The organism is Rhizobium sp. BK379, from assembly GCF_014193955.1.
In the GTDB taxonomy this organism is placed as follows: Bacteria; Pseudomonadota; Alphaproteobacteria; order Rhizobiales; family Rhizobiaceae; genus Rhizobium.
This window is the reverse complement of sequence record NZ_JACIAD010000002.1, coordinates 978721-1001587: the sequence shown is the minus strand read 5'-3', so window position 1 is coordinate 1001587 and position 22867 is coordinate 978721. Positions and strand designations below refer to the sequence as shown.

The window sequence follows — 22867 nt, the reverse complement described above, 5'->3', positions numbered from 1 at the left end:
AGTTTCAACCGCGGCCAAATGCGGCGGTTGAAAGGCAGGCCTCCCGCTCTATCTGCCTGATCGGCGTATGTTTTTCGCCATTCTCCGATCCGGCTAACCAGCGGGAGACTGCCTTATGGCAATCGTCATTACCTCCATACTCTTCATCATTTTCGGACTGGCGCTCGGCGGCGGGGGGCTGTGGCTCGTCACGCTTGGCGGCAGCGTCTTCTATCTCTTCGCGGGACTGATGTTCCTGCTGACGGCAGGCCTGCTTCTCATGCGCAAGGCAGTCGCGCTGTGGGTCTATGCGGTACTCGTCGTCGTGGCTCTCGCCTGGGCAATCTGGGAGGTGGGGTTCGACTGGTGGCAGCTAGGCCCGCGCGGCGGCCTGATCATCCTCTTCGGGCTCTGGCTGCTGACGCCATGGATCCGCAGGCCGCTCGGTTTTCGCAGCCCGACCGGCATCTATTACGGTGCCAATCCCTGGCCGCTGGCCATTCCTGTCATTCTCGCCATCATCGTCGCCGGATATTCCATGACGACGGATCCGCATGACCTCGCCGGCGATCTGCCGACGCAATCATCCGCTGCAACGCCGGCTTTTGGCGGCAATGTGCCTGACGGCGAATGGCATCAATATGGCCGCACGCCCTACGGCCAGCGCTATTCGCCGCTTGACCAGATCACTGTGCAAAATGTTTCCACCCTCGATGAGGTGTGGCGCTACCAGACCGGCGACGTGAAGAGGCCTGACGATGTCGGCGAGACCACCTATCAGGTCACCCCGCTGAAAGTCGGCAACACGCTTTATCTCTGCACGCCGCACAATTGGGCGATTGCACTCGATGCCAAGACCGGCCAGCAGAAATGGAAATATGACGCCAATTCCGGCATGAACCCGGACCGGCAGCACCAGACCTGCCGCGGCGTGACCTATTACAGCGATGAAGCGACACCTGCCGGCCAGCCCTGCAAGGAGCGTGTCTACCTGCCAACTTCGGATGCACGCCTCATCGCGCTCGACGCGACCAACGGGCAGGTCTGCGCGAGCTTTGCCGACCATGGCGTGCTGCAGCTACAGACTGGCATGCAATACAACCCGGCTGGCTACTACTACTCCACGTCGCCGCCGGTCGCCGTCGCGGGCAAGATCATCATCGGCGGGGCGGTCAACGACAACTATTCGACGAAAGAACAGTCCGGCGTCATCCGCGCCTATGACATCAACAGCGGCGCACTGATCTGGAACTGGGATTCCGGGAATCCCGACCAGACGACGCCGTTGGCCGAGGGCCAGCATTACACGACGAATTCGCCGAACAGCTGGTCGGTCTTCAGCGTCGATGACCAGCTCGGCATGGTTTATATTCCGCTCGGCAACCAGGTGCCGGACCAGCTCGGCATGAACCGCAGCGCCAATGTCGAGAAGTTCTCGTCGTCGGTCGTGGCGCTCGACATCAATACGGGCCAGCTGCGATGGGTGCAGCAATTCGTTCACCACGATCTCTGGGACATGGACGTGCCGGCCCAGCCGGTGCTGGTGGACCTGACGAAAGAAGATGGAACAGCGGTACCGGCGCTCGTCGCGCCTACCAAGCAGGGCGACATCTACGTGCTCGACCGGCGCACCGGCCAGCCGATCATTCCCTTCAAGGAGATTCCGGCACCCGGTGGCACGATCCCGGAAGATCATAGCGCGCCGACCCAGCCGATCTCCGATCTCACCTTCTCCCCTGAGCCGCTGCGGGAAAAGGACATGTGGGGGGTCTCGCTGTTCGACCAGCTTGCCTGCCGCATCGAATTCCACCGCTACAAATACGAGGGCCGCTATACACCGCCCTCGCTGCAGGGAACGATCGTCTATCCCGGCAATTTCGGCACGTTCAACTGGGGTTCGGTCGCCGTCGATCCGGAGCGCCAGGTGATGTTCGCCATGCCGACCTATCTGGCCTTCACCTCGCGCCTGGTACCGGCCGCCGATATTCCGCCGCGTGGCCAGGATGAGAAGGGCAGCGAACAGGGCCTCAATCGCAATGACGGTGCGCCCTACGGCGTATTCATGGGTCCGTTCCTCGGGCCGCTGCAGATTCCCTGCCAGGCGCCGCCTTGGGGTTATGTCGCCGGCGTGGATCTCCGCACCGGCCGCATCGCCTACATGCACAAGAACGGCACGGTGCACGACATGACGCCGCTGCCCCTGCCCTTCAAGGTGGGCGTGCCCGGTATCGGCGGGCCAATGATGACCAAGGGCGGCGTCGCCTTCCTGGGCGCCGCCGTCGACAACTACCTGCGCGCCTATGACGTGACGAACGGCCGACAATTGTGGGAAGCCCGGCTGCCGGCCGGCGGTCAGGCAACGCCGATGACCTATATGACCGATGACAACAAGCAATATGTCGTCATGGTTGCGGGCGGCCACGGTTCGGTCGGCACCAAGCCGGGCGACTACGTGATCGCCTACTCGCTGCCGTAGCGCAGCCAGAAGGAGACACCAGTTCCGGGCAGGTTTGCCCCATCATACTGCTACCGTTTTTTCAGGGGGATTTTTTCATGGAAATCGGTAGCAGCCTTTCAATTTACTCTGGCCTTGGTGCGCTTTTCGAGCAGGGCAAATCCAAGAATAAGCAGGCCGACGAATTTGGCGGCAGTGCGCGCAATCAATCCGGCGCCGGCCTGCAGCCGAGCGCGACCCCGCCGTCGATCGCCAATACGATGTGGGCGGTACAAGCCGGCAACGAGACCTATATCAACCCGTCGGACGCCGAAATGGAAGCCAAGGCCGCACACAGGAGCCTGGTCGATGAGTTCACCGACTGGAGCAACATGGATCCGGCCGAATTCATCCGGGCCCGATACCTGGAATCACGCGGCCTGACCGAGGACGACCTGAAGGCCATGCCTGCCGATCAGCGCGAGGCGATCGAGAAGGAAATTGCCGAGCAGATCAAGCGTGAACTCGCCGGCATTGAGGATAACGGAACCGCGACAACAGACGACGTTCCAGCCGCCTGAGGCCACAACACCAACCGACATGCGGCGGAAAGCACACTCCACCGCTCTTCTACTCCGGCAACCCCGCCATTCGAAGAGCCTCGATATATCGGTTACGGTCGTCCGGTCGCCGAAACGGCGGCAGGATATCGGCAAGATTCGAAAGCCGGAGCGCGGGATCCAACTGGCACAGGCGAGCGATCGTTCCCTGCGCTTCCGCACTCCGCCCGCTCATGACCTGACTTGCCGCCATAACACGCATCGCGCTCGGATAATTCGGCTGGTGGCGTAACGATCTCGCCGCCCAGACGGCGGCATCTTCGTAATGTCCGGCGCAGAAATGAGCCAGGCCGGTGTTGAACTGCCAGGCAAACAGGCGAGGATCCAAAGGGCTCAGACGCATGGCGAGGGCTGCATGTTCGACGGCCTTGTCTGGCTCGCCAAGGCAGGTCTTGACCCAGCTGCTGGTGCCCAGAGCAGCGGCGAGATTCGGATTGAGGAAGAGCGCGCGATCGATACAGGCCGCACTATCATCAAGGTCGCCGCCGACATAGCCGAGGACATATCCACCGTAGGAGAGCGCAACCGCGTCGTCCCAGCCGAGTTCGACCGCTCTTCTCGCCAGTCGGGTCGCTTCGGCAATCTCCTCGGCGGGATTGGCCATCCAGCCATTGCTCTTTCGGGTCGCGTAGCATCGCGCCGCCCGGGCATACGCTATGGCGAACTCCGGGTCGCGCTCGATGGCCTTCATGAACAGCCGCAGGGCCTCATCGGTGACCGATCTATTGGTGACCGTCCGGTCAAACGCTGCCAGCCCGCGCAGATAATAGTCGTAAGCGTCAAGGCTCTCTGTCGGCTTGCGTTTGGCGCGCTCTATCTCCGCCTCCTCTACCTTCGGCGTTATCGCACCGACGATACTAGAGGCCACCTGATCCTGAAGATCGAATATATTTGCAAGCGTCCCATCAAAACGGTCTGCCCAAAGGTGCGCACCCGTCGATGTGTCGATGAGTTGTCCGGCAATGCGGAGCCGGTCTCCCGTCCGACGCACACTTCTCTCGACCACATAGCGCACGTCCAACTCGCGCCCGACCTGCTTGATGTCGACGGCCTGCCCTTTGTAGGTAAAACTCGAATTCCGCGCGATGACGTAGAGATGGCGGAATTGGGCAAGGGCGATCGTGATATCCTCCACGATGCCATCGGCAAAATATTCCTGCTCCGCATCGCCGCTCAAATTCTGAAATGGCAATACCGCAACCGATGGCCGATCGTGATGCTTCGTCGAGGCTGAAACGGCCTGCATCTGCGACATGACGTCAGGCCCCGGTTCGGCCCGCTGATGTAAGGGTTGTTGTCGCGACTGCAGCGAAACGGCCAGGGAGGACGTCTCCGCTTCGGGTTCGGCGCCGAGATGCTTCTTCACGAGGGACCGGCAGGCCTCGAACTGGCGCATGGCCGCATTCTCGTGTCCCCTAAGAATATGGATCCGCATCAGGGCCCGGTGGGCTGGCTCCATCGTCGGGTCCGAGGCGAGCAATCTCTCGGCGAGACCTTCGCAGGCTGGCTCTTCGGCGGAGCCCGGATCGGAGAGCATGAGGCTCAACTGCTCCACGAGTTGCAGCGCCTTGCGCCGATAGGTGCTCTGGTAAGGTCCGAACCACTCATCCAGCCCGTCCGGAATGGACTCGCCCGCAAGCATCTCACCGCGGTAGAGGTCTGCTGCAAAGGCAAGATCAGCGGCTCCGCCCGCCTCCAGCTTCCGGTCGAAGATCGAAATGTCGGCTTCGTCCAGGCCGAAAATCAGGACGACCGTCTCCTGATCTCCGTCGATGTAGACAGTGGCTTCGCTGCTCGCCGGAAACGCCCGCCTGATATCGACCAGCGCCTGCCGCAAGCTATTGCGGGCCTGTTCATTGCTTCGTCCCGGCCAGAAGGCTTCGGAAAGCAATTCCCGGCGACAGCCGCGGCGCCCTGCAAGAACCAGAGCAGCAAAAAGAAGCGACGTCTTGCGCGTGGCGAAGCGTACTTGCCGGCCTTCCAGCGAGTTAGCTTCGAGGCCGCCTAGCAACCTGATACGCACAGAAAGCCTCCCGATTTGGATGGCCGCTGCAGAATAGCATTTGGGAAGACGGATTTAACACCGATTTAGCGACGGCTTGTCGAAGTTTTCCTGGCCGTTCACGCCCAGCCCAACAGGCCGAAAACACCCCCATGGCACATTCCCACTCGCACATTTCACAAATAGGAGACTGGGAAATGGCTCACACGGAAACTCACGCCGCCGCCAGCGCGCCGATACAACAGGTGTCCGAGTCCAGGCTGAACAACATCACAATATTGACTGCTGCATTGGCCGCTGCCGTGAGGCAGTGGCGCAGAGCTGCCGCGAGGCAGAGGGGGCTGGCAGACCTGACGCCCGATCAGCTGAGAGATATCGGTCAACCCGAAATCAATCGCCCGATGCTCGAAGTCAAAGCAGGTCTGATCACGAACTTGATGTCAATGCGATAACCGGCAGGTTCAATTGCATTGCTGCGACGAAACCATGGTTGCTAAGCTGCTGCCGAACGGCGGATCTTTCCGTTTCAGACCATCTCGGTAATCATCTTGCCGATTTCGGCGAAGACGGGATTGAATTCATCCATCTTCACGGTCGCTTCTCCGATGTAGACGGCGGCGACGATCGGGCCGCGCTTGGGCGGCCAGATGATGGCGATATCGCCGGCGGAACCATTGTCGCCCGTACCGGTCTTGTCACCGATCTTCCAATCGCCGGGCAGGCCTGCGCGCAGGCGCGCACCACCGGTCGTGTTCGCAATCATCCAGTCGATCAGCTGATTTGCAGAGGTTTCCGCCAGAACCGAACCGAGCGCGATATTGCCAAGAGAATCCAGCATTGCATCCGGCGTGGTGGTGTCGCGCGGATCGCCTTTCGTGGCTTCGTTCAGCGCGGTTTCCATGCGGTCGAGCCTTGTCGTGCCGTCACCGATGGAGCGCAGCCAGTCGGTGAGTGCGGCCGGGCCGCCAAAACTTTCCAGCATCAGATTGCCGGCGGTGTTGTCGCTCAGCGTAATGGCGGCCTTGCAGATCTCGGCCATCGTCATGCCGTCACCGCCCGCGTGCTTTTCGGTCTCGGGGGAATAGGTGACGAGCTTGTCCTTGCCGTAGGTGATACGCCGGTCGAGGCTCTCATCGCCCTTGTCGACACGGGCAAGAACGAGGCCTGCAGCCAGGACCTTGAAGGTGCTGCACATGGCAAAGGGCTCGCTGCCGCGATAGCCGAAGGAGACATTCGTGTCGCTGTCGAGAACGGAAACCCCGAGGCGCCCGCCAATGCGGGCTTCAAGCGCTGCAAGCCGCTTGTCGATATCGTCATTCTGCTGCTCGGCGCGCACGCGAGACGCAAAACCCAGCGCAGGCAGCAGCAAGGCGGAGCCCATGAAGCTGCGGCGAGTGAGGCTGTGATTCATGAAGACCTCCGGGGAATCAGGATCACAGGCGTAAGGCCCGATTGCGGCGGCATCTCGGCTTTTTGGCAGGATCAGGCAGCGTGCGTGACCTCCACCGTCACATGCGACAACTCGTCCAGGCTCGCGAGCCTCTCCTTGTAGAAGGCGGTATCGCGCGGCTGCGGCGTCAGCACCGCGACAATCGCTGCATGGTGGCCGGGACCGACCTGCCAGACATGAAGATCGGTGATGCGGTCGCCATCGCCTTCGATCACTCCGCGGATTTCGTCCGGCAGTGTTTCTCCTTCCGAGAGCACGTCGAGCAGCACGGCGCCCGACGAATTCATCAGTCCCCAGGACCATTGCGCGATGATGAGAGCGCCGACAATGCCCATCAGCGGATCAAGCCAGAGCCAGCCATAGAGGCTACCGAAGGTGAGTGCGGCAATGGCGAGCACAGAGGTCAAAGCGTCGGCGATGACGTGCATGTAGGCGGAGCGAATATTGTTATCCGCATGACTATGGTGGCCATGATCGTGGCCGTGGTGATGATCGTGATGGTGATCATGCCCGTGTCCATGATGGTGGCCGCCGCTACCGCTCAGCATCCAGGCACTGACGAGGTTGACGGCAAGGCCGATGACGGCAACGGCGATCGCCTGGCTGAAGCTGATCGGCACGGGCGAGGCGATGCGCAGGAAGCTTTCCCAGCCCATCAGCAGCGCGATCATCGCCAGAATGATGGCACTCGCAAAACCGGCGAGGTCGCCGAGTTTGCCGGTGCCGAACGTGAAGCGCGGATTGCGGGCCTGCTTGCGGGCGAAGAGATAGGCGAGCGCGGAAATGAGCAACGCGCTTGCATGGGTGGACATATGCCAGCCATCGGCCACCAGCGCCATCGAGCCGTACATGGTGCCGGCGCCGATTTCGACGACCATCATGACCGCTGTCAACGCAATCACCAGCCAGATGCGACGTTCGTTGCGGGCATGGTCCTGCCCCAGGAAGACATGCTCATGTCCGTAGCTATTCGTTCCGGCACTCATTGCCAGCTCCTTACCGATATCGATCCGGCTCAGCGGATATAGGTTCGCAATACTTCCGATATTTCCTCGACTGCCTCCGCCCTCGCCTTCTCGTCGGCGGCATGCAGCACGTGTTCGTGCAGATGGTCGTCCAGCACCTCGCCCGTGAGACCCGTCAGCGCGCCGCGCACGGAGGCAAGAAGCTGGAGGATCTCGCCGCAGGGGCGCTCACCCTCCAGCGCACGTTCGACCGCCTCGAGCTGCCCGCGGATACGGCTGACGCGGGCGATGAGTTTCTTCTTCTGATGGGTCGTATGGGACATGGCAGTCTCTGAAGTAGTATAGGGGGGTACCCTATATTACCTTCACGAAAAACGAAAGCGGCAATCCATCGCAGCGGCTCTTGAATTTACATAGGACTCCTATATCTTGAACCCATGGAAACGCCAAAAGACCCGAGATCGATCGACAACCGCATCAGCGAAGGCCTGACCCGCATCGCGATCGCAATGCGCAGCGACGAATGGTCGAAGGCCGAAAAGGCCGGACTGAAGCCGACGCAGCTTGCGATCCTCGAATTTCTCGCCGGCCGCGATAGTGCGCGGGTGAAGGAGATTGCGGCGCATCTCGGCGTCTCGCAGCCGACAGCGACGGATTCGATTGCGGCACTGGAGCGCAAGGGGCTGGTCGCCAAGGCGAGCGCTCCCGGCGACAAACGTGCCACCGCGATCCGCATCACGACGGAGGGAATGGCGGCGTTCGGGTCCGTTTCGCCGATCGAAACGGCAGCGATGGAAGCAGCCCGATCGCTTTCCCCCGGCGAGCAGGAAGGCCTGCTGCTGTCGCTCGTCAAGATGATCCAGCATCTGCAGGAGGCGGATGCCATACCAATCCAGCGGATGTGCACGAGCTGTCGTTACTTCCGTCCCTACCAGCATTCCGGTGCGGCCAAACCGCACCACTGCAATTTCGTGAACGCGGCCTTCGGCAGAAATGAACTGCGCATCGACTGCCGCGACCATGAAACCGCCGATCCGGCAACCCGGGCTGCCACCTGGGACGCCTTTGAAAAAGGATAGGCGCACTCTCCAGGCAAACTAAAAAGAGAAGGATGTTCAAAATGTTAAGGCAGTTTATCACCGGCGCGGCCATCGCCGGAACGCTATCGCTTTGGCTGGGCTCGGCCATGGCCCATCCCGTCACGGCCGAACCATCCAAGGGCGTGAAAGCCTCGTTCGACATTATCGAAACGCAGATCGTCACCAAGGGCGACAAGGCGATCTTTTCGACGCGCGTGCGCGGCGAGGCCGGCGCTGAAAAGCCCGCTGCAACCGGCAAGTTCGAAGGCTCCGGCGTCTATGCCTATGTCTGGCCGACCTCGCTCAACAGCGGCGATATCGGCTTCGACAGGGATCAGGGCATTGTGGCGCTGGCCGTGACCTTCCATCCTGACTTCGACGATGCCGCCAATAAGGGCAAAAACCGCGATGTCTGGCATCCGCACTGGGTCGTGCTCAACGAGGACAAGGCCTGCGCCGGCGGATTGAAGGTGACCGACATCCCTGACGGCGCCAAGCCGAAGCTTCCCGCCACATGGCCGGGCGTTCCGCTGCTGATCGACAGCCCGGATTATCAGACGGTGCTGAAGGGCGACCGTGTCGATGTCGCCATCCCGCTGTCGCTCATCGGCGGCATCACAGGCGCATCCTACGACGGCGTGACGGCAGGGCTGAAGGTCAACGGCAACCTGCATGCCCCGCTGCTTTGCGTCGATAATGTCTTCAAGGTCGCCTCCGGCAATCTCAGCCTGCCGGGCAAGGTCATGCCTGCGAAGTAACAGGGGCGCCGGTCCGCCGACTGCCATCGCCGGACCGGCTCTTTCCTCTCTCCAGGCAAATAGAGAAGAGAAAACACCAGGCAGATTTATCCCATTGCAGCCCGGATGCAACCGGTGGCGGGACCTCCTGCCCAACGACAAAGGATTTCGACATGTCCGATCTGACACTCGCACCGGAACTTTCGGTCAGTGAATGGTTCAACACATCGCGGCCGCTCTCCATCGCCGGACTGCGCGGCAAGGTGATCTTCCTGCACAGTTTCCAATTGCTGTGCCCCGGCTGTGTTGCTGAAAGCCTGCCGCAGGTGCGCCGCATCGAGCGCATCTTCGCCAACACGGATCTCCAGGTCATCGGCCTGCACACGGTCTTCGAACATCACGAGGCGATGACGCCAACCGTGCTCAAGGCTTTCATTCACGAATACCGGCTGACCTCGCCCATCGGGGTCGATCAGGCCGACCAGCACTCCGACATACCGGTGACGATGCGCCGCTATGGTTTCAGGGGAACGCCCTCCTCCGTCCTGATCGGCCGCGATGGTGTGATCCTGCATCATGCGTTCGGCGTCGAGGACGATATCGCGCTCGGCGCCCGCATCGGTATGGCGCTTGCAGCACCCATCCCGATGGCGACGTCAGCTGAGGAGATTGAGGGTTGCGCGGCCGGTGTCTGCGCCGTACCGGCAGATGCGGCCTGAAACGGCTCCGATCCGGGCCCAAGCTGCCATTGACAAACGGGCGGTTTCGGACAATCAATGGCGCATGATCAAGAACGCGCACCATAACCGCTCGTATTTTTGGCTGTACCTGTAAAGGGCGGCCGAGACAGATCACAATGTCAACAAGCCGCCGTCAGGCGGCTTTGTTGTATCGGCAGCGTCCTGGCGGCATAAACGTAAAAAGGACGCGAAGACCATGCTTGAAATCGAAGACAGCGAAATATCGCTCATGCGCCCGCCGGTGGTGACGATCCGCGCCGCCAAACCCCGCGACATCTGCGAACTCCATGAAATGATCGGCCTGCTTGCCGCCCATCATGGCGACATCTCCGCCTCGACGCCGGAACAGCTCGAGCGCGACCTCTTCGGCCCGACGCCCTGGATTTCTGCCATTGTCGCCGAAGGCAGCGACGGCCTGATCGGCTACGCGATCCTCGTTCCGCTCTACAGGGCGCAGGAAGGCAAGCGCGGCATGGACCTGCATCACCTTTTCGTGCGCGACGGCCATCGCGGCCATGGCACCGGCCAGCTTCTCGTCGACCGCGCCCGGGAAACGGCCCGCATTGCGGGCTGCGATTACCTCTCCGTCAGCGCTGCAACCGGCAATCTCAAGGCTCACCGCTTCTACGAACAGATGGACTTCACCCCTCGCCCGGTCACCGGCATGCGCTATATGCAGGCTCTGTCGTGAGTGGCTCCAGCCGCTCGGCCATCTTGCAAGGGAGGAAAGCATGACCCGACTGGCGGTGGTTCTGACCGAAGGCTTCGCAGACTGGGAAGTGGGGCAGCTTGCTGCCTCCGCTCGCACCCATTTCGGCTTCGATGTGGTGACGGCAAGTCCCGGCGGCGCGGAAATCCGCTCCATGGGCGGCATGCGGGTGGCGGCCGATACGGTGGCCGAGAACCTGCATGGCGACGCTTTCGACGCGCTTGTTATCTGCGGGGGCACGATCTGGGAAACCGAAAGGGCGCCCGACCTTTCATCCGTCATCAACGACTTCATCACGCGTGGCAAGGTCACCGCTGCGATCTGCGGCGGGACGCTGGCCCTGGCACGCGCGGGTGCATTGAACAATATTCCGCATACCAGCAACGCGCCCGATTTCATTGCCGGTGCTGAGGGCTATCGCGGCCAGACGCATTATCGCGACGGTCCGCAGGCCGTAAGATCGGGCATGATCGTGACTGCGCCCGGTTCGGCGCCGATTACTTTTACGGCTGAGATCTACCGGGCGCTCGGCTTCGGCAGCGAAGAACTCGACACCTATGTGCAGATCCTCGGCGCGGAACATCAGCCGAAGGCTGCCTGAGACATGTCGAGCAGGCCGATCACCTCAGTCGTCGTACGCACATCGCCGAAGCTGCGATAGACCGAATAGAGCGCCATGTTGTGGTCTATGTCTCGGCGAGCGGCATTTGCGTCAGCCAGCATGATGACGCGGAAACCGCTGCTGCAGGCATCGCGAGCCGAGGATTCGCAGCAGATGTTGGTCAGGGTGCCGGTAATGAGAACCGTATCGACGCCGCGCGATTTCAGCATGGCCGCAAGCGGAGCGCTTTCGGGGTGGAAGGCGCTGTAAGAAGTCTTCTCGATCAATAGATCCTGCGGTTCGGGAACGAAATCCGGCGCAAGCCTGCCTTCGACCGGCCCTTCGCCGCCCGAGGTGCGGTAAAGTTCCGCGATGGTTTCACCAAAGAATTCACGTGCCAGCTCGGGATAGGTCTGGCGAGGAGCCGGCACCACCCAGACGATCAGCCCGCCGCACGCGCGCACCGCAGCAACGAGCGCCTGAATATTCGGAACGATGCCTTCCGCGTAGCTGCCCGGCGCCACGAAAAAGTGGATCATGTCGACGACGACCAGGGCGGTCCTTGCCGGCGTGAGGCTGGTGAAAGCGAAACGCCGTCCGCGGCGCTCTTCCTGCCGCGCGTATTCACGCGGCTCGATCTGCCAGGCATGTCGTTTCAAGACCATTCCTCCGTTTGGAGATTGAGGTCTCAACGTATACCGAGTCGCGGTGACGGCGGTGTCTCTTTCATCGGAGCATCCTCGGCGGCCACCTCATGCACCGGGCGGGTTGCCCATTGGTGCAGTGCTCTCTTGACGAACAGGAATGCTGCGGCCCTCGCCTGCGCCAGATCGCCGGGATCATCGAGGCGGCTGGCAATCTTTGCCTCCATCATCGCGAGCGTTTCGGAAAACCAGCGCGCAAGAACTGCATTGCGCGCGGCGAGCCGTTCACGCATGCGGGCAATTGCGGCGTCTGTTTCCTCAAGGGTCGGGTGCTTCATGCTGACAATGTGGCCGGCGGTGCTTGCCCCAGGCAGACGCTACTTGCTCGGAACCGCCTTCAGATAGGCGGAGATCGCCTCGATATCGGACTGCGGCAGATGGGCGATGTTCTGTTGAACGTCCACCATCTGGCCACCGGCGGAGTCGAAATCGGGGGTGAAGCCGGTCTGCAGGTAGTTGGTGATATCGGCCTCGCTCCAGGAGCCAACGCTCTTCGAGCCCGGCGTGATATCGGGTATGCGGCCCTTGCCGTCCGGGTTCGGCGCGCCGGCAAGCCATTGATCGCGGAGGAAGCCGCCGAGGAAATCGCGTGGCGTGTGGCATTCACCGCAATGGCCGAGGCCCTCGACCAGATATTGGCCGCGTTTCACCTTGTCGTCGGCATTGGCAAGCACGACGCGGGGCTGATCATTGAAATAGAGGAGCTTCCAGCCGCCGAGCGCCAGGCGGATGTTGAACGGGAACGGCAATTCGTGCGGCGGGGCAACGTTGCTGCTCTTTGGCAGGGTCTTCAGATAAGCGAAGAGATCGTTGACATCCTTGTCGCTCATGCGCGTGTAGGAGCCATAGGGGAAGGACGGGTAGAGATGCTGTCCATTGGGGCCGACGCCGCGCTTTATCGCATTGCCGAACTGAGCCAGCGTCCAGCGACCGATTCCTGCCTGCTCATCCGGAGAAATGTTTGGCACATGGAAGGTCCCGAAGGGGCTCGTCAGGGCGAGGCCACCGGCCAGCGTGAGTTTCGCATCGCCTTGCGCGCCGGGCGTGGCATGACAGCTGACACAGCCGCCAGCCCAGAATACCTTCTCGCCATTCGCGACGTCAGGCGCGCCGAGATTGGCCCAGTGGCTTTCCGGAAACGGATCCGGCGCGGTTACGAAATAGAAAATTGCGCCGCCGATCAAGACGACGCCGATGAGACAGAGCACAAAGCGGATGAACCTGCGGACCATGCGCCGCCTCTCCTTACTATCAATGTTCAGGGGCGTTCCCCGGCCCCGCTGCCGGAAGAGAATAAGGCGATCCGCACCGGCGGCAAGAGCCGGTGCGGATGACGGGATCATGCGAGAATAGCTCTATCGCCTAGTCCTTCTTGATGCGATAGAGCTGATGACAGCCACCGCAATTACCGCCGAGCGTGTTCAGCGCCGCACCGACGCCGGCAGCATCAGCCGGAAGCTGGGCGAGCACGGTTTCGGCGTCGGTGGACAACTTCGCGGCGCGCGCCTTGAAGTCATCCATGTTTTCCCAGATCTTCGGGCTTGCTTCTTCGTCGCCCGTCTCGGTGCCCGGCTTGAACTGGTCCGGGAAGGCCTTCGCCGTGGTGGCGATCGTCGTCAGCGCCGCCTTGACGGCATCCGCCTCATAGGGCTTCGTGCCCTTGGCGATGGCGGACAGCGAGCCTGCTGCGCCACCGATCTGCTTCATCATTCCAATGCGCGCGTCATGCGTGCCGTCGGCCGCCATGACCGAACCGAGGGCAATGCCGGCGAGCGCCGCAGCCGCCGCTACTGTTTTCCAATTCATTATTCTCTCTCCATTGTTCCGCCGGCGAAGCCGGCCGAGGGCAATCTGCACCGCGATCATGACAAAATCCATCTGGCCGCATAGTCACGTTTGGCCGGATCCTCATAAAAACAACGTGATAAACATAGACGGAATCAGGCTGTCTTCCACCCCTGCCATAGACTGATCGCGGAGATGACGACCAGCAGCAGGCCCGCGAGACGGCCGATGACGGCAGTCGTATTCGGATTCGACAACAGGAGGTCGCGGCTGCGGCCGGCCGTCATGGCCAGGGTGCCGTAGACGGCAAGCTGAGTGAGCACGGTCATGATGCCCATGATCAGCCCCTGGAGCCAGATCGGCCCAAATTCCGGCTTTATGAACTGCGGATAGACGGCCAGTACGAAGATGTAGGCCTTGGGATTGACGAGGCAGGTAACCGCCCCCTGTCGGAACGCCTTCCAGGTGGAGCGCGCCGTGCCCGGGCCGACTGCCTCGACCTTGATGGAACTTCTCATAAGCGAGACGCCGATCCAGATCATGTAGGCAACGCCGGCGAAGAGCAGCAGGTTGAAGATACCGGGCAACATGGCGACGAGAATGCCCACTCCCGCTGCACCATAGGCCGAGTGCACCGCCCCACCCAGCATGATGCCGCTGGTGGCGGCAAGGCCGCGCCTGGTGCCGCCGGTCAGCGCATTGGCGAGCACGAAGAGCATATCCATGCCGGGCACGATGATGATGCCGAAGAGAAGGGTGAAGTAGAGCCAGAGGCTTTGGTGATAATCCATGTCAGTTGTCCGTCCCGCTTTCAGTCACGCTTTTGAGGAAGAGCTTTGAATTTCAACTTGATAGACAGCTCTATACGGCAGCCCAACTGACAGTGTATTGTCAGGAGCGTTGGAGAAAGGGCGGCAAATGCGCAAGGCCTCCAGGCTTTTCGAGATCATCCAGATATTGCGGCTGGCGAAGAAGCCGATGACTGCGGCCGTCATGGCCGAGAGGCTTGAAGTGACGGTTCGCTCGATCTATCGCGATATCGCCGCACTGCAGGCGATGCGGGTGCCGATCGAAGGCGGGCGCGGCATCGGCTACATCATGCGGCCGGGCTTCGACCTGCCGCCACTAATGTTTTCGATCGAGGAGACGGAAGCGATCGTGCTGTCGCTGGCGCTCCTGGAGCGCACCGGCGACGAAGGGCTGAAGCTCGCCGCACGGCGGGTCAACCAGAAGCTCGCAGGCGCGGTGCCGCCGCCGCTGCGACAGGCGATGGAAAACAAGGCGCTCTATGCCTGGGGTACGGTCGCGCCGGCGCCTGCCGGTTTGGACCTCGCCATCGTGCGCGGAGCGATCCGCGACGAGCGCAAGCTCACCCTCTCCTATCGCGATGAAATGGGACGTGCGACCGAGCGGATGATCCGCCCGATCGCACTGATCTATTATTCCCAGACAGCCAATATCGTCGCCTGGTGCGAACTCAGGCAGGCGATCCGCAATTTCCGCAGCGACCGCGTGGAGGCTTGCGCTGAGGCGGACGTCTTTTTCAAGGGGGAAGGCGACGGCTTGCGCACCCTCTGGACCGAGAGCTGGACGGAAAAGCCGCTGGCAGCCAATGCTTAGAGCGCCATGCCGCCGGAAACCTCGATGCGCTGGGCGTTGACCCAGCGGTTGGCCTCCGTCAGCAGCGAAGCGATCATCGGACCGATATCGTCAGGGACGCCGGCGCGGCCGAGCGCCGTCATCGAAGCAACCCTGCGGTTGATCTCCGGATTGTCGCGCACCATGCCGCCACTGAAATCGGTGGCAATTGCGCCCGGTGCGACGGTGTTGACGGCAATGCCGCGGGCACCGAGCTCATTGGCCATGTAGCGCGTCAGCACCTCGACGGCGCCCTTCAGCGATCCGTAGGCCGAGGAGCCTGGGACGGCGACGCGGGCAAGGCCACTGGAGAGATTGACGATGCGGCCGCCATCGGCAATGACAGGCAGCAGCTTCTGCGTCAGGAAGAAGACGCCCTTGAAATGGACGTTGTAGAGCTTGTCCATTTCCTCCTCGGTCGTCTCCGTTATCGAGGCGTGGTAGCTGGTGCCGGCATTGTTGACGAGAAAATTGAAACGCTCGCGACCCCAGCCCTTCAGGACCGAGCGGACATTGTCGACGAAAGCATCAAAGGCGGCGACATTGCCGGTATCGAGCTGCAGGGCGGCGGCCCTGCGGCCAAGCGCCTCCACTTCGGCGACAACCTTATCGGCCTCCTCGCGGTTGGAATTATAGGTAAAGATTACGTCGACGCCATCGCGCGCGAGGCTGATGACGGTGTTGCGGCCGAGACCGCGGCTGCCGCCGGTGAGGATTGCGATTTTGGCATTTGCATTCGGATCGGTCATCTCAATTGCTCCTTGTTCGGATGACCAGAATCTAGGTCCGGCACCCCTTTTCCCGAATGCCGAAAGCGTCGAACTTCTTGCCTATTCCTCCAGACAGGTTGTCGCCTCGCATTCGTGGAGTAAGATGGCGGGCCAAGGCGCGGCAGGATCCGCCACCGGAGAAGAATGATGTCCGCAGAAATCAAGACTGCGCTCAACCAGTACATGGACAGCCATGGCGGCGGCGACGGGCTTTATGCGACCGCCCTGCCCGGCTTCTACCTGATGCGCTCTTCCACGCTCACGATGCCGAAGCCGGCGATCTACAAGCCGGCGCTTTGCATCATCGTCGATGGCGCCAAGCAGATCATGTTCGGAGAGCGGCTTTTCACCTATAGTGCCATGCAGTCGCTTGTCATCAGTGTCGAGATGCCGGCCTTCGGCCAAGTGATCGAAGCAAGCCCGGAGCGGCCGATGATCGCGCTGACGCTGGAGCTCGACGTCACCATTCTGCGCGAGGTTCTGGAGGCGATGGAAGCTCCGCCGAAGCCATCGGGAGATGGCGGTCCGGGCGTTTTCGTCCAGAATTTCGGAGCGGAACTGCAGGACTGCATCCTGCGGCTGATGCGCATGCTCGGCACGCCGAAATCTATCCCGATCCTGCGACAGTCGATCCTGCGTGAAATCAGCTTCTGGCTGCTCTCGGGCGAAAACGGCAGCGAGGTCTGCAAGCTGGCGCTGCCCGGCAGCCAGACGCGGCGCGTGGCCGATGCCATCCACATCTTGCGCGATAATTTCACGGTGCCCCTGCGCGTGGAGCAGCTTGCGGCGGCAGCGCGGATGAGCGCCTCCTCCTTCCACCAGCATTTCAAGATGCTGACCTCGATGAGCCCGCTGCAATATCAGAAGCAGCTCCGGCTTCTCGAAGCGCGGCGGCTGATGGTGGCCGACGGCATCAATGCCGCCAATGCCGCCTATCGAGTGGGCTATGAAAGCGCCTCGCAATTCAGCCGCGAATATGCGCGCATGTTCGGCACACCGCCGAAGAAAGATGCGCTGGAGCACCGGGCACAGCCTGTACCCGATGTGGCGGGTGCCGCCTAGTAGGGTAGCGTGCGGCTATCCTCGCGGCCGAATCCGCGGATTTCCATCCGGTCCGGATAGACATCGACGATCGCGAAGGTGTTTTCGCTCTCGGTATCGACCACGCCCTTGAAATTGACGAAGTGGCAGCCGGCCACCTTGCCGTAATTGCCGACATGGTTGTGGCCGTTGAGATAGGCGACGACATTTGCCTGCGAAGCCAGCAGTTCGACAATCCGCTCGCGGTCCCACATGTCGTGTTCGCAGGGTGGATAGACGGGGAAGTGATTCATGACGATCACCTTCTCGCCTGCGGCCTTCGCCTGTTCGATCTCGCCCGACAGCCAGGCGAATTGTTCGTCGCTCAGCGATGCGTTCCACGCATGCGCGTTGCCGGCACCTGCTGCCGATAGAGCTGCCAGGCGCTCGTGACCGAGCCTGTTCAAGGGATGGCCTTCCGGCGTCGCGAAAGTGCTGACCTCATTGCCGTTCAATACGATGAAACGGTAGTCGTGGCGCTTGAAGCTGTAATAGGGTGCCGGCATGCCGACGCGTTCAACAACCTTTTCCAGGTATTCGGGCGCAACGCCGAAATCGTGATTGCCGAGCAGGAAGTGCGCCTCGTGGCGCAGCTTTTCATAGACCGGCAGGATATCGTCGAAGCTATTGAAATCGCGGTCGATGATGTCGCCGAGCGTCATGACGAAGCTCAGCTCCTCGCCGTTGAAAGTCTCGATGGCGGCACCGACCTTGGCCAGGCTGTGGGCGTAATAGCGCCCCATCTCGGCCTGCGGTTCGATGGCGGCATATTGCGGATCGGCGATGATGCCGAAGCGGAAAAGGGGAAGATCGGCTGATGACATGCGGCGTGATGTAGAGGCCGCGAATGACAGCGATGTGACGGCGCTGCCAGTCGCGGCATTTCAGTGAGTAGCTCTTGCGATGCCTCAGCTTGCGGCTGATGCCGGCTCACGCCTGCCCGTGAAATAGGGCAATGCGAACATGTAGAGGCCGCTGAATAAAAGCAGGAAAAGCGGCGGCAGCGGCGAGTAGACCACCCATGCCGGCGGGGTGCCGAGTGCCATGGTGGCGAAATTGGCTATGACGGTCACCGTGAAGATGATCGACAGCCAACGGTGGAGCTGGCGGACAGATTTATTCCAATTCATTGTTCTTCCTCCTCAAAAATCAGACGCCGCGTGTCCTGCATCAGTCGGCGCGCGCCAGGACCTGTTCCAGATTTTCGAAGAAGCGCTGCCAGCCGAACCTGGCGCCTTGGTAGGCCTGCTCCTGATCCGGGCGGAAGCCGGCTTGTTCCATGCGCAGGTGCGTGCCCGAGCCGATTGGTGTCAGGGTCCAGGTGACGGTACTTTCGAGGCCATAGGCATCCCAGGTATAGGCGAGCGTCCTGTTCGGCTCGATTTCCAGTACCCGGCAGTCGACGGAGCCCCACTCAGCGGTGAGCTTGAAACGATGGTCCGGAACGGGCTTGAAGTCGTTCTTCATCAGCCATTCCTGGATCAGATGCGGCTGGGTGAGCGCACGCCAGATCTTTTCCGGCGGGAACGCGATCTCCCGTTCGACGACGACGGAGCGGAGTTCAGTTGCGGTGTCGGTCATTGGTCCATCCTTTTGAGTAAATCTTCCAGGGCGTCGAACCGGCTTTCCCAGAAGCCGGCCATCTCGGTCGTCCAGTCGGCGAGCGGAGCAAGTGCACGGATTTCGGCGCTGTAGTGCGTCTGACGACCCTCGTGGCGGTCGCGCACCAGGCCGGCGGTTTTGAGTACCGCGAGATGTTTGGAAACAACCGGCTGAGAAACACCGGCGTGGGCCGTCAGAGCGCCAACCGTCTTCTCACCTTCACGGCACAGACGCTCGAAGATGCCCCGACGGGTCGGATCGGAAAGCGCCCTGAACAGCGCATCTTGAACATTCGACATTTGAATTCATACCCGATTGGCTATGGATCGATTCATAGCCAACCGGGTATGAGTTAGTCAAGCCATCTTTGTTTGACAAATTGCAGGCCAACCGAAGTAGAAACGAAAACACCCGGCGCTTGCGGCGCCGGGTGCTGAAAAGCGGATGCTCGGAAGCGCTTACTTCGTTGCCGCTTCGTAGCGTTCCAGGACGTAGTCCCAGTTGATCAGGCTGTCGACGAAGGCTTCGAGGTACTTCGGACGAGCGTTGCGGTAGTCGATGTAATAGGAGTGTTCCCAGACGTCGACGCCGAGGATCGGGGTGGCGCCGTGAACGAGCGGGTTTTCGCCGTTCGGCGTCTTGGAGATTTCGAGCTTGCCGTTCTTGACGGAAACCCAGGCCCAGCCCGAGCCGAACTGGGTTGCGCCGGCATTGGCGAAATCCGCCTTGAACTTGTCATAGCCGCCGAGGTCGGAAGTGAAGGCAGCTTCGAGCTTGCCCGGCAGCTTGTTGCCGCCGCCGCCCTTCTTCATCCACTTCCAGAAATGGATGTGGTTGTAGTGCTGGGCAGCATTGTTGAAGAGGCCAGCGTTGGTGCCGAAGGACTTCTTGACGACGTCTTCCAGGGAGAGATCGGCCATGCCGGCTTCCGCTGCAAGCTTGTTGCCGTTGTCGACGTAAGCCTTGTGGTGCTTGTCGTGGTGGAACTCCAGCGTCTCCTTCGACATGAAGGGAGCAAGGGCTTCGTAGTCATAGGGAAGTTCAGGCAATTCGAAAGCCATATCAGATCTCCTCTTGGCAATAGATTGCGTCATCGGCAGGTGAGGCGGAACATAGGAGGGGAAGCATTGAGAGGCAACCGGCGAATTATCAAAAAACAACAGCTTCGAGGAAAAATTGCCTCTCGTGACGGGCTCTCCCAACACGCATAAATCACAGTGGATGCCGCGCTTTCAAGGATGCACAGGCAGCGCGACGAAAAAGACCAAGACTACCGCGCACAGGAATAGATCTCTCCCCTCGCCGGCGTTCACGTCGCGCCCAAAAATGAGGCACGCTCGCGTCCCGTAGCCGCGCTTAGGGGACGCCGCCGATATTTCAATAAAAAACTGTTAATTTCTCGTGGGCGCTTTTGACAGACGGTGAACCGCACGTCTTAGATGCAATCCAGGGCTATTAAAGAGGGTTAGCACAACCTTTGATAGGATCTGCTTAATTAGCATTGCATAAATCATTTCAGGGACTTCTGACATCAACTTCGGGGCGTATGATGGTCATGAGCTTTTTTCGTCGTAATGAAGAACCGGTCAAGCCGGGTTCGAGAGTATCGAGCCATCGCCAGACATTTTCCATCACCGAACAGACGGGCCTCGTGGAGAGGCCGCCAGTGCAGTACAACGTTTCGGAAGTTGATGATTTCCAGGCTTTCGGCACGGCAATCGAGGAGAACAAGCAATCCTCCGAAGAGCTGCTCGTCAGCCTGACGTCGCTGCAGGAGCGGGTTTCCTCGCTGCTCGGCGCGCACAGCCACTCGCTCAACGAAACGGGCGCGCTGAGGGCCGAATGTTCGCGTTTGAGTTCGCTGCTCGACTATGAGAGCAATGCGCGGCGCAAGTCCGATCAGGAAAACCAGCGCCTGACCGCCGACAACAAGGAGCTGAAGCTCGACGGCAGCCAGCTTCGCGTCGAAGCCGGCACCTACCGCGAAGAGCTGGTGAAGCTGCAGGGCGTGCATGAGCTGACACGGGAAGAATTCACCGTCGTCGAAGCGCGGTTGATCGACGCCGAACGCGAGATCCGCGACCGGGCGCTGCAGTTCGACGACGTTTCCTCGCAGCTTCGTCGTACGCAGCAGGATCACGATGCGCGCAGCCGCGAACTGGCGAGTACCCGCGAGAAGCTGGAGCTGGAAACCACGGCGCATCAGCTGCTCACCGAAAGCTCGCGCCGCGAAAACAGCATCCAGCTACGCGAAATCGCCCGCCTCAATGAGGAACGCACCCACCTCAAGACCAACCTTTCTGAGCATGAGGCGCTGACGCGCGGCCTGCAGTCCTCCGTCGCCAACCTGAAGCAGGATCTGGCCGCTTCCGAGGAGCGTCATCGACGCCTGGAAGCCGAGTTCGAGACGCTGGAAACCTCCTCGACGCTCGAGATCGCCAACCTGCGCACCAAGCATGAAGCGATCGGTTCGAAGTCCGAACTTGTCGAGAAGCTGCTGTCGACGGCCAACAGCCGCAACAAGATGACGGACGAGGAGTTGCAGTCGACCCGCGCGGAACTGAAGCGCACGAAGGGCGAACTCGCCACCGCGCTGGCGCGCCTGGAGCGGATGACCGACGAGCTCAACCGCGTTCGCCTCAACGGCACGGAAAGCGAAGCTGCCCGCCGCGAACTCGCCGCCCACAGCAACGATCTCGTCATGAAGCTGCGTGAGGCTGAAAGCCAGCGCAGCAAGCGCGACCGCGAAATCGAAGCCTTCAAGCACGATCTCGATACGCGCCTCGACACCGATCGCTACGAAATCGGCCAGCTGCGGACGAGCCTCGAAATCGCCAAGTCGGAAATCCGCCAGCTCCGCGCCGAACGCGCGATCCTCAGCGGCCAGCTCGAAGTGGCCCGCGGCGATCGTCCGAGCCTCGCAGACGCCCTGCCCGTCGAAGAGCCGGTGAAGGAAGATGTCCGCATGCCGGCCGCCACCTTCGCGCCGATGATCGACATTTCCAATAAGTCGCTGCGCGGCACCGGCGCCGTCGCCGGCTCGGTCAATGACGAGCTTGCCGCCATCGAAACCAATCTGCGCACGCCGCCGGCAGAGTGATCGAGGCTTCCTTGGTCACGAAAAGACCTTTCCGCTGAAGGCAAAAGCAGCGGGTTGGACAGGTCCTTTGCCATGCGCCGGAACCGGAGCCTGCCTTCACGAGTTTGAAGGCAGGGTCTGGAGGAGGCGCTCTCATGGGACAAGTTCAAAATCGGGGTCAAATTCAAAATCAGGCGGAAGACCAGCAGAAGATCTATCAGCGCTGGGCACCGGTCTATGACCGGGTCTATCGCAGTCTCCTGCGTGATGGGCATCGTACGCTAGCACGGCTTGCCGCTGGCGCCGGCACCGACATTCTGGAGATCGGCGTCGGCACCGGCCTGGTGCTATCGCACTATCCCCGGCGTTCCCGGGTGACGGGCATCGACATTTCCGAACATATGATCGCCAAGGCACGGGAGAAAATTGCCCGCCACAAGCTTTTCCACGTGCGGCACCTACAGGTGATGGACGCTCATGCGCTGAGCTTCGAGGACAAGTCTTTCGATGCCGTCTGCCTGCCTTTTGTCATCACGCTCATTCCCGAGCCGGAACGGGCACTGGACGAATGCGCGCGTGTTTTGCGGCCGGGCGGCGAGATCATCCTGGCCAGCAAGCTCGGCGACGGCGCAGGACTGCAGGGAGCAATCGAGGACGCGGTGGCGCCGCTTGCCCGGCGGATCGGATGGAGCTCGTCTTTCCGGATCAGCCGGATCACCGACTGGGCGCGAGCGAGCGGCTTCGATGCCATTGAAATCTTGCCGGTTTTCCCGAACGGCTTCTTCAAGGTCATCCGCCTCAAACGGCACTCGCCGAACGTTTGAGGCGGAACTTTTTTCGCCCTCAGCGTGTTTGCAGTATGCCTTCGGATCGGCCCTTTGCTCGTCAAGGAT

27 protein-coding genes are annotated in these 22867 nt (G+C 61.1%); 12 read left to right on the top strand and 15 right to left on the bottom strand.

Annotated features, from left to right (window positions below; translation table 11 throughout):
• The first annotated feature begins 115 nt into the window (after positions 1-115).
• Together FHT93_RS15955 and FHT93_RS15950 are read left to right on the top strand one after the other, a co-directional pair.
• The gene (locus FHT93_RS15955; protein WP_183848274.1) at positions 116-2455 is read left to right on the top strand and encodes a glucose/quinate/shikimate family membrane-bound PQQ-dependent dehydrogenase; all 2340 of its coding nucleotides are present in this window, start codon (positions 116-118) and stop codon (positions 2453-2455) included.
• Between the two features lie 77 nt (positions 2456-2532).
• Entirely contained in the window at positions 2533-2994 is a 462-nt protein-coding gene (locus tag FHT93_RS15950) for a hypothetical protein (RefSeq protein WP_113017173.1), read from the top strand.
• Positions 2995-3043: 49 nt separating this feature from the next.
• Here FHT93_RS15950 and FHT93_RS15945 read toward each other — a convergent pair whose 3' ends face one another.
• Positions 3044-5056, bottom strand: coding sequence for a BTAD domain-containing putative transcriptional regulator (locus tag FHT93_RS15945; RefSeq protein WP_183848272.1), 2013 nt, complete (start codon positions 5054-5056; stop codon positions 3044-3046).
• A gap of 176 nt (positions 5057-5232) precedes the next feature.
• Between FHT93_RS15945 and FHT93_RS15940 the strand changes: the two genes are divergently transcribed.
• Positions 5233-5487, top strand: coding sequence for a hypothetical protein (locus FHT93_RS15940; protein WP_183848270.1), 255 nt, complete (start codon positions 5233-5235; stop codon positions 5485-5487).
• 74 nt (positions 5488-5561) lie between these two features.
• On the opposite strand, the gene bla is transcribed toward FHT93_RS15940, so the two are convergent.
• From bla to dmeR, 3 genes are all read right to left on the bottom strand, one after another.
• Positions 5562-6446, bottom strand: a complete 885-nt coding sequence (gene bla / locus FHT93_RS15935; RefSeq protein ID WP_113203660.1) for a class A beta-lactamase — start codon at positions 6444-6446, stop codon at positions 5562-5564.
• Positions 6447-6517: 71 nt separating this feature from the next.
• Positions 6518-7471, bottom strand: a complete 954-nt coding sequence (dmeF, locus tag FHT93_RS15930; protein ID WP_183848268.1) for a CDF family Co(II)/Ni(II) efflux transporter DmeF — start codon at positions 7469-7471, stop codon at positions 6518-6520.
• 29 nt (positions 7472-7500) lie between these two features.
• Positions 7501-7773, bottom strand: coding sequence for a Ni(II)/Co(II)-sensing transcriptional repressor DmeR (gene dmeR, locus FHT93_RS15925; RefSeq protein ID WP_007816163.1), 273 nt, complete (start codon positions 7771-7773; stop codon positions 7501-7503).
• Between the two features lie 114 nt (positions 7774-7887).
• On the opposite strand from dmeR, the gene FHT93_RS15920 reads away from it, so the two are divergent.
• The 5 genes from FHT93_RS15920 (at position 7888) to FHT93_RS15900 (ending at position 11316) form a co-directional block, all read left to right on the top strand.
• Positions 7888-8529 carry a MarR family winged helix-turn-helix transcriptional regulator gene (locus tag FHT93_RS15920; RefSeq protein WP_183848267.1) on the top strand — a complete coding sequence of 214 codons (642 nt, stop codon included), beginning with the start codon at positions 7888-7890 and terminating at the stop codon, positions 8527-8529.
• A 41-nt stretch (positions 8530-8570) separates the two neighbouring features.
• Entirely contained in the window at positions 8571-9287 is a 717-nt protein-coding gene (locus FHT93_RS15915; protein ID WP_112970972.1) for a hypothetical protein, read from the top strand.
• 152 nt (positions 9288-9439) lie between these two features.
• Positions 9440-9985: a TlpA family protein disulfide reductase gene (locus FHT93_RS15910; protein ID WP_246781610.1), complete on the top strand. Its 546-nt coding sequence runs from the start codon at positions 9440-9442 to the stop codon at positions 9983-9985.
• Positions 9986-10202: 217 nt separating this feature from the next.
• Entirely contained in the window at positions 10203-10697 is a 495-nt protein-coding gene (locus FHT93_RS15905) for a GNAT family N-acetyltransferase (protein WP_112543083.1), read from the top strand.
• Between the two features lie 40 nt (positions 10698-10737).
• Positions 10738-11316: a type 1 glutamine amidotransferase family protein gene (locus FHT93_RS15900; protein WP_183848266.1), complete on the top strand. Its 579-nt coding sequence runs from the start codon at positions 10738-10740 to the stop codon at positions 11314-11316.
• Here the strand turns inward: FHT93_RS15900 and FHT93_RS15895 are convergent.
• The 5 genes from FHT93_RS15895 to FHT93_RS15875 all read right to left on the bottom strand — a co-directional run bounded on the left by FHT93_RS15895 (position 11298) and on the right by FHT93_RS15875 (position 14596).
• Positions 11298-11981, bottom strand: coding sequence for an isochorismatase family cysteine hydrolase (locus FHT93_RS15895; protein ID WP_183848265.1), 684 nt, complete (start codon positions 11979-11981; stop codon positions 11298-11300). The two genes, FHT93_RS15900 and FHT93_RS15895, sit on opposite strands and share 19 nt — an antisense overlap.
• Before the next feature lie 23 nt (positions 11982-12004).
• Positions 12005-12298, bottom strand: a complete 294-nt coding sequence (locus tag FHT93_RS15890; RefSeq protein WP_183848264.1) for a hypothetical protein — start codon at positions 12296-12298, stop codon at positions 12005-12007.
• A 39-nt stretch (positions 12299-12337) separates the two neighbouring features.
• Complete coding sequence (locus FHT93_RS15885; RefSeq protein ID WP_183848263.1) at positions 12338-13252, bottom strand: c-type cytochrome; 915 nt, start codon at positions 13250-13252, stop codon at positions 12338-12340.
• Positions 13253-13382: 130 nt separating this feature from the next.
• On the bottom strand, positions 13383-13826 hold the full coding sequence (locus FHT93_RS15880) for a cytochrome c (protein ID WP_183848262.1): 444 nt from the start codon (positions 13824-13826) through the stop codon (positions 13383-13385).
• Between the two features lie 134 nt (positions 13827-13960).
• Positions 13961-14596, bottom strand: coding sequence for a LysE family translocator (locus tag FHT93_RS15875; RefSeq protein WP_113145887.1), 636 nt, complete (start codon positions 14594-14596; stop codon positions 13961-13963).
• A 127-nt stretch (positions 14597-14723) separates the two neighbouring features.
• Here FHT93_RS15875 and FHT93_RS15870 point away from each other — a divergent pair, with 127 nt between their 5' ends.
• Positions 14724-15425 (top strand): YafY family protein, encoded by a 702-nt coding sequence (locus FHT93_RS15870; RefSeq protein WP_183848260.1) that lies wholly within the window; start codon positions 14724-14726, stop codon positions 15423-15425.
• On the opposite strand, the gene FHT93_RS15865 is transcribed toward FHT93_RS15870, so the two are convergent.
• On the bottom strand, positions 15422-16192 hold the full coding sequence (locus FHT93_RS15865) for an SDR family oxidoreductase (protein ID WP_112543076.1): 771 nt from the start codon (positions 16190-16192) through the stop codon (positions 15422-15424). The genes FHT93_RS15870 and FHT93_RS15865 overlap by 4 nt on opposite strands.
• A gap of 168 nt (positions 16193-16360) precedes the next feature.
• Between FHT93_RS15865 and FHT93_RS15860 the strand changes: the two genes are divergently transcribed.
• Positions 16361-17275: an AraC family transcriptional regulator gene (locus FHT93_RS15860; protein WP_183848258.1), complete on the top strand. Its 915-nt coding sequence runs from the start codon at positions 16361-16363 to the stop codon at positions 17273-17275.
• Here the strand turns inward: FHT93_RS15860 and FHT93_RS15855 are convergent.
• From FHT93_RS15855 to FHT93_RS15835, 5 genes are all read right to left on the bottom strand, one after another.
• Complete coding sequence (locus FHT93_RS15855) at positions 17272-18117, bottom strand: metallophosphoesterase (RefSeq protein WP_112543074.1); 846 nt, start codon at positions 18115-18117, stop codon at positions 17272-17274. The genes FHT93_RS15860 and FHT93_RS15855 overlap by 4 nt on opposite strands.
• 84 nt (positions 18118-18201) lie before the next feature.
• Positions 18202-18423 carry a hypothetical protein gene (locus FHT93_RS15850; protein ID WP_112543073.1) on the bottom strand — a complete coding sequence of 74 codons (222 nt, stop codon included), beginning with the start codon at positions 18421-18423 and terminating at the stop codon, positions 18202-18204.
• A gap of 40 nt (positions 18424-18463) precedes the next feature.
• Positions 18464-18874 carry an SRPBCC domain-containing protein gene (locus tag FHT93_RS15845; RefSeq protein WP_112543072.1) on the bottom strand — a complete coding sequence of 137 codons (411 nt, stop codon included), beginning with the start codon at positions 18872-18874 and terminating at the stop codon, positions 18464-18466.
• Positions 18871-19194: a metalloregulator ArsR/SmtB family transcription factor gene (locus tag FHT93_RS15840; RefSeq protein ID WP_112543071.1), complete on the bottom strand. Its 324-nt coding sequence runs from the start codon at positions 19192-19194 to the stop codon at positions 18871-18873. The genes FHT93_RS15845 and FHT93_RS15840 overlap by 4 nt, the downstream gene beginning before the upstream one ends.
• Before the next feature lie 159 nt (positions 19195-19353).
• A complete protein-coding gene (locus tag FHT93_RS15835) occupies positions 19354-19956 on the bottom strand; it encodes a superoxide dismutase (protein WP_112543070.1) in 603 nt (200 codons plus the stop codon).
• A 494-nt stretch (positions 19957-20450) separates the two neighbouring features.
• On the opposite strand from FHT93_RS15835, the gene FHT93_RS15830 reads away from it, so the two are divergent.
• A complete protein-coding gene (locus FHT93_RS15830; protein ID WP_246781609.1) occupies positions 20451-21995 on the top strand; it encodes a hypothetical protein in 1545 nt (514 codons plus the stop codon).
• 134 nt (positions 21996-22129) lie between these two features.
• Positions 22130-22798 carry a class I SAM-dependent methyltransferase gene (locus FHT93_RS15825; RefSeq protein ID WP_112543069.1) on the top strand — a complete coding sequence of 223 codons (669 nt, stop codon included), beginning with the start codon at positions 22130-22132 and terminating at the stop codon, positions 22796-22798.
• Positions 22799-22867: the final 69 nt, after the last annotated feature.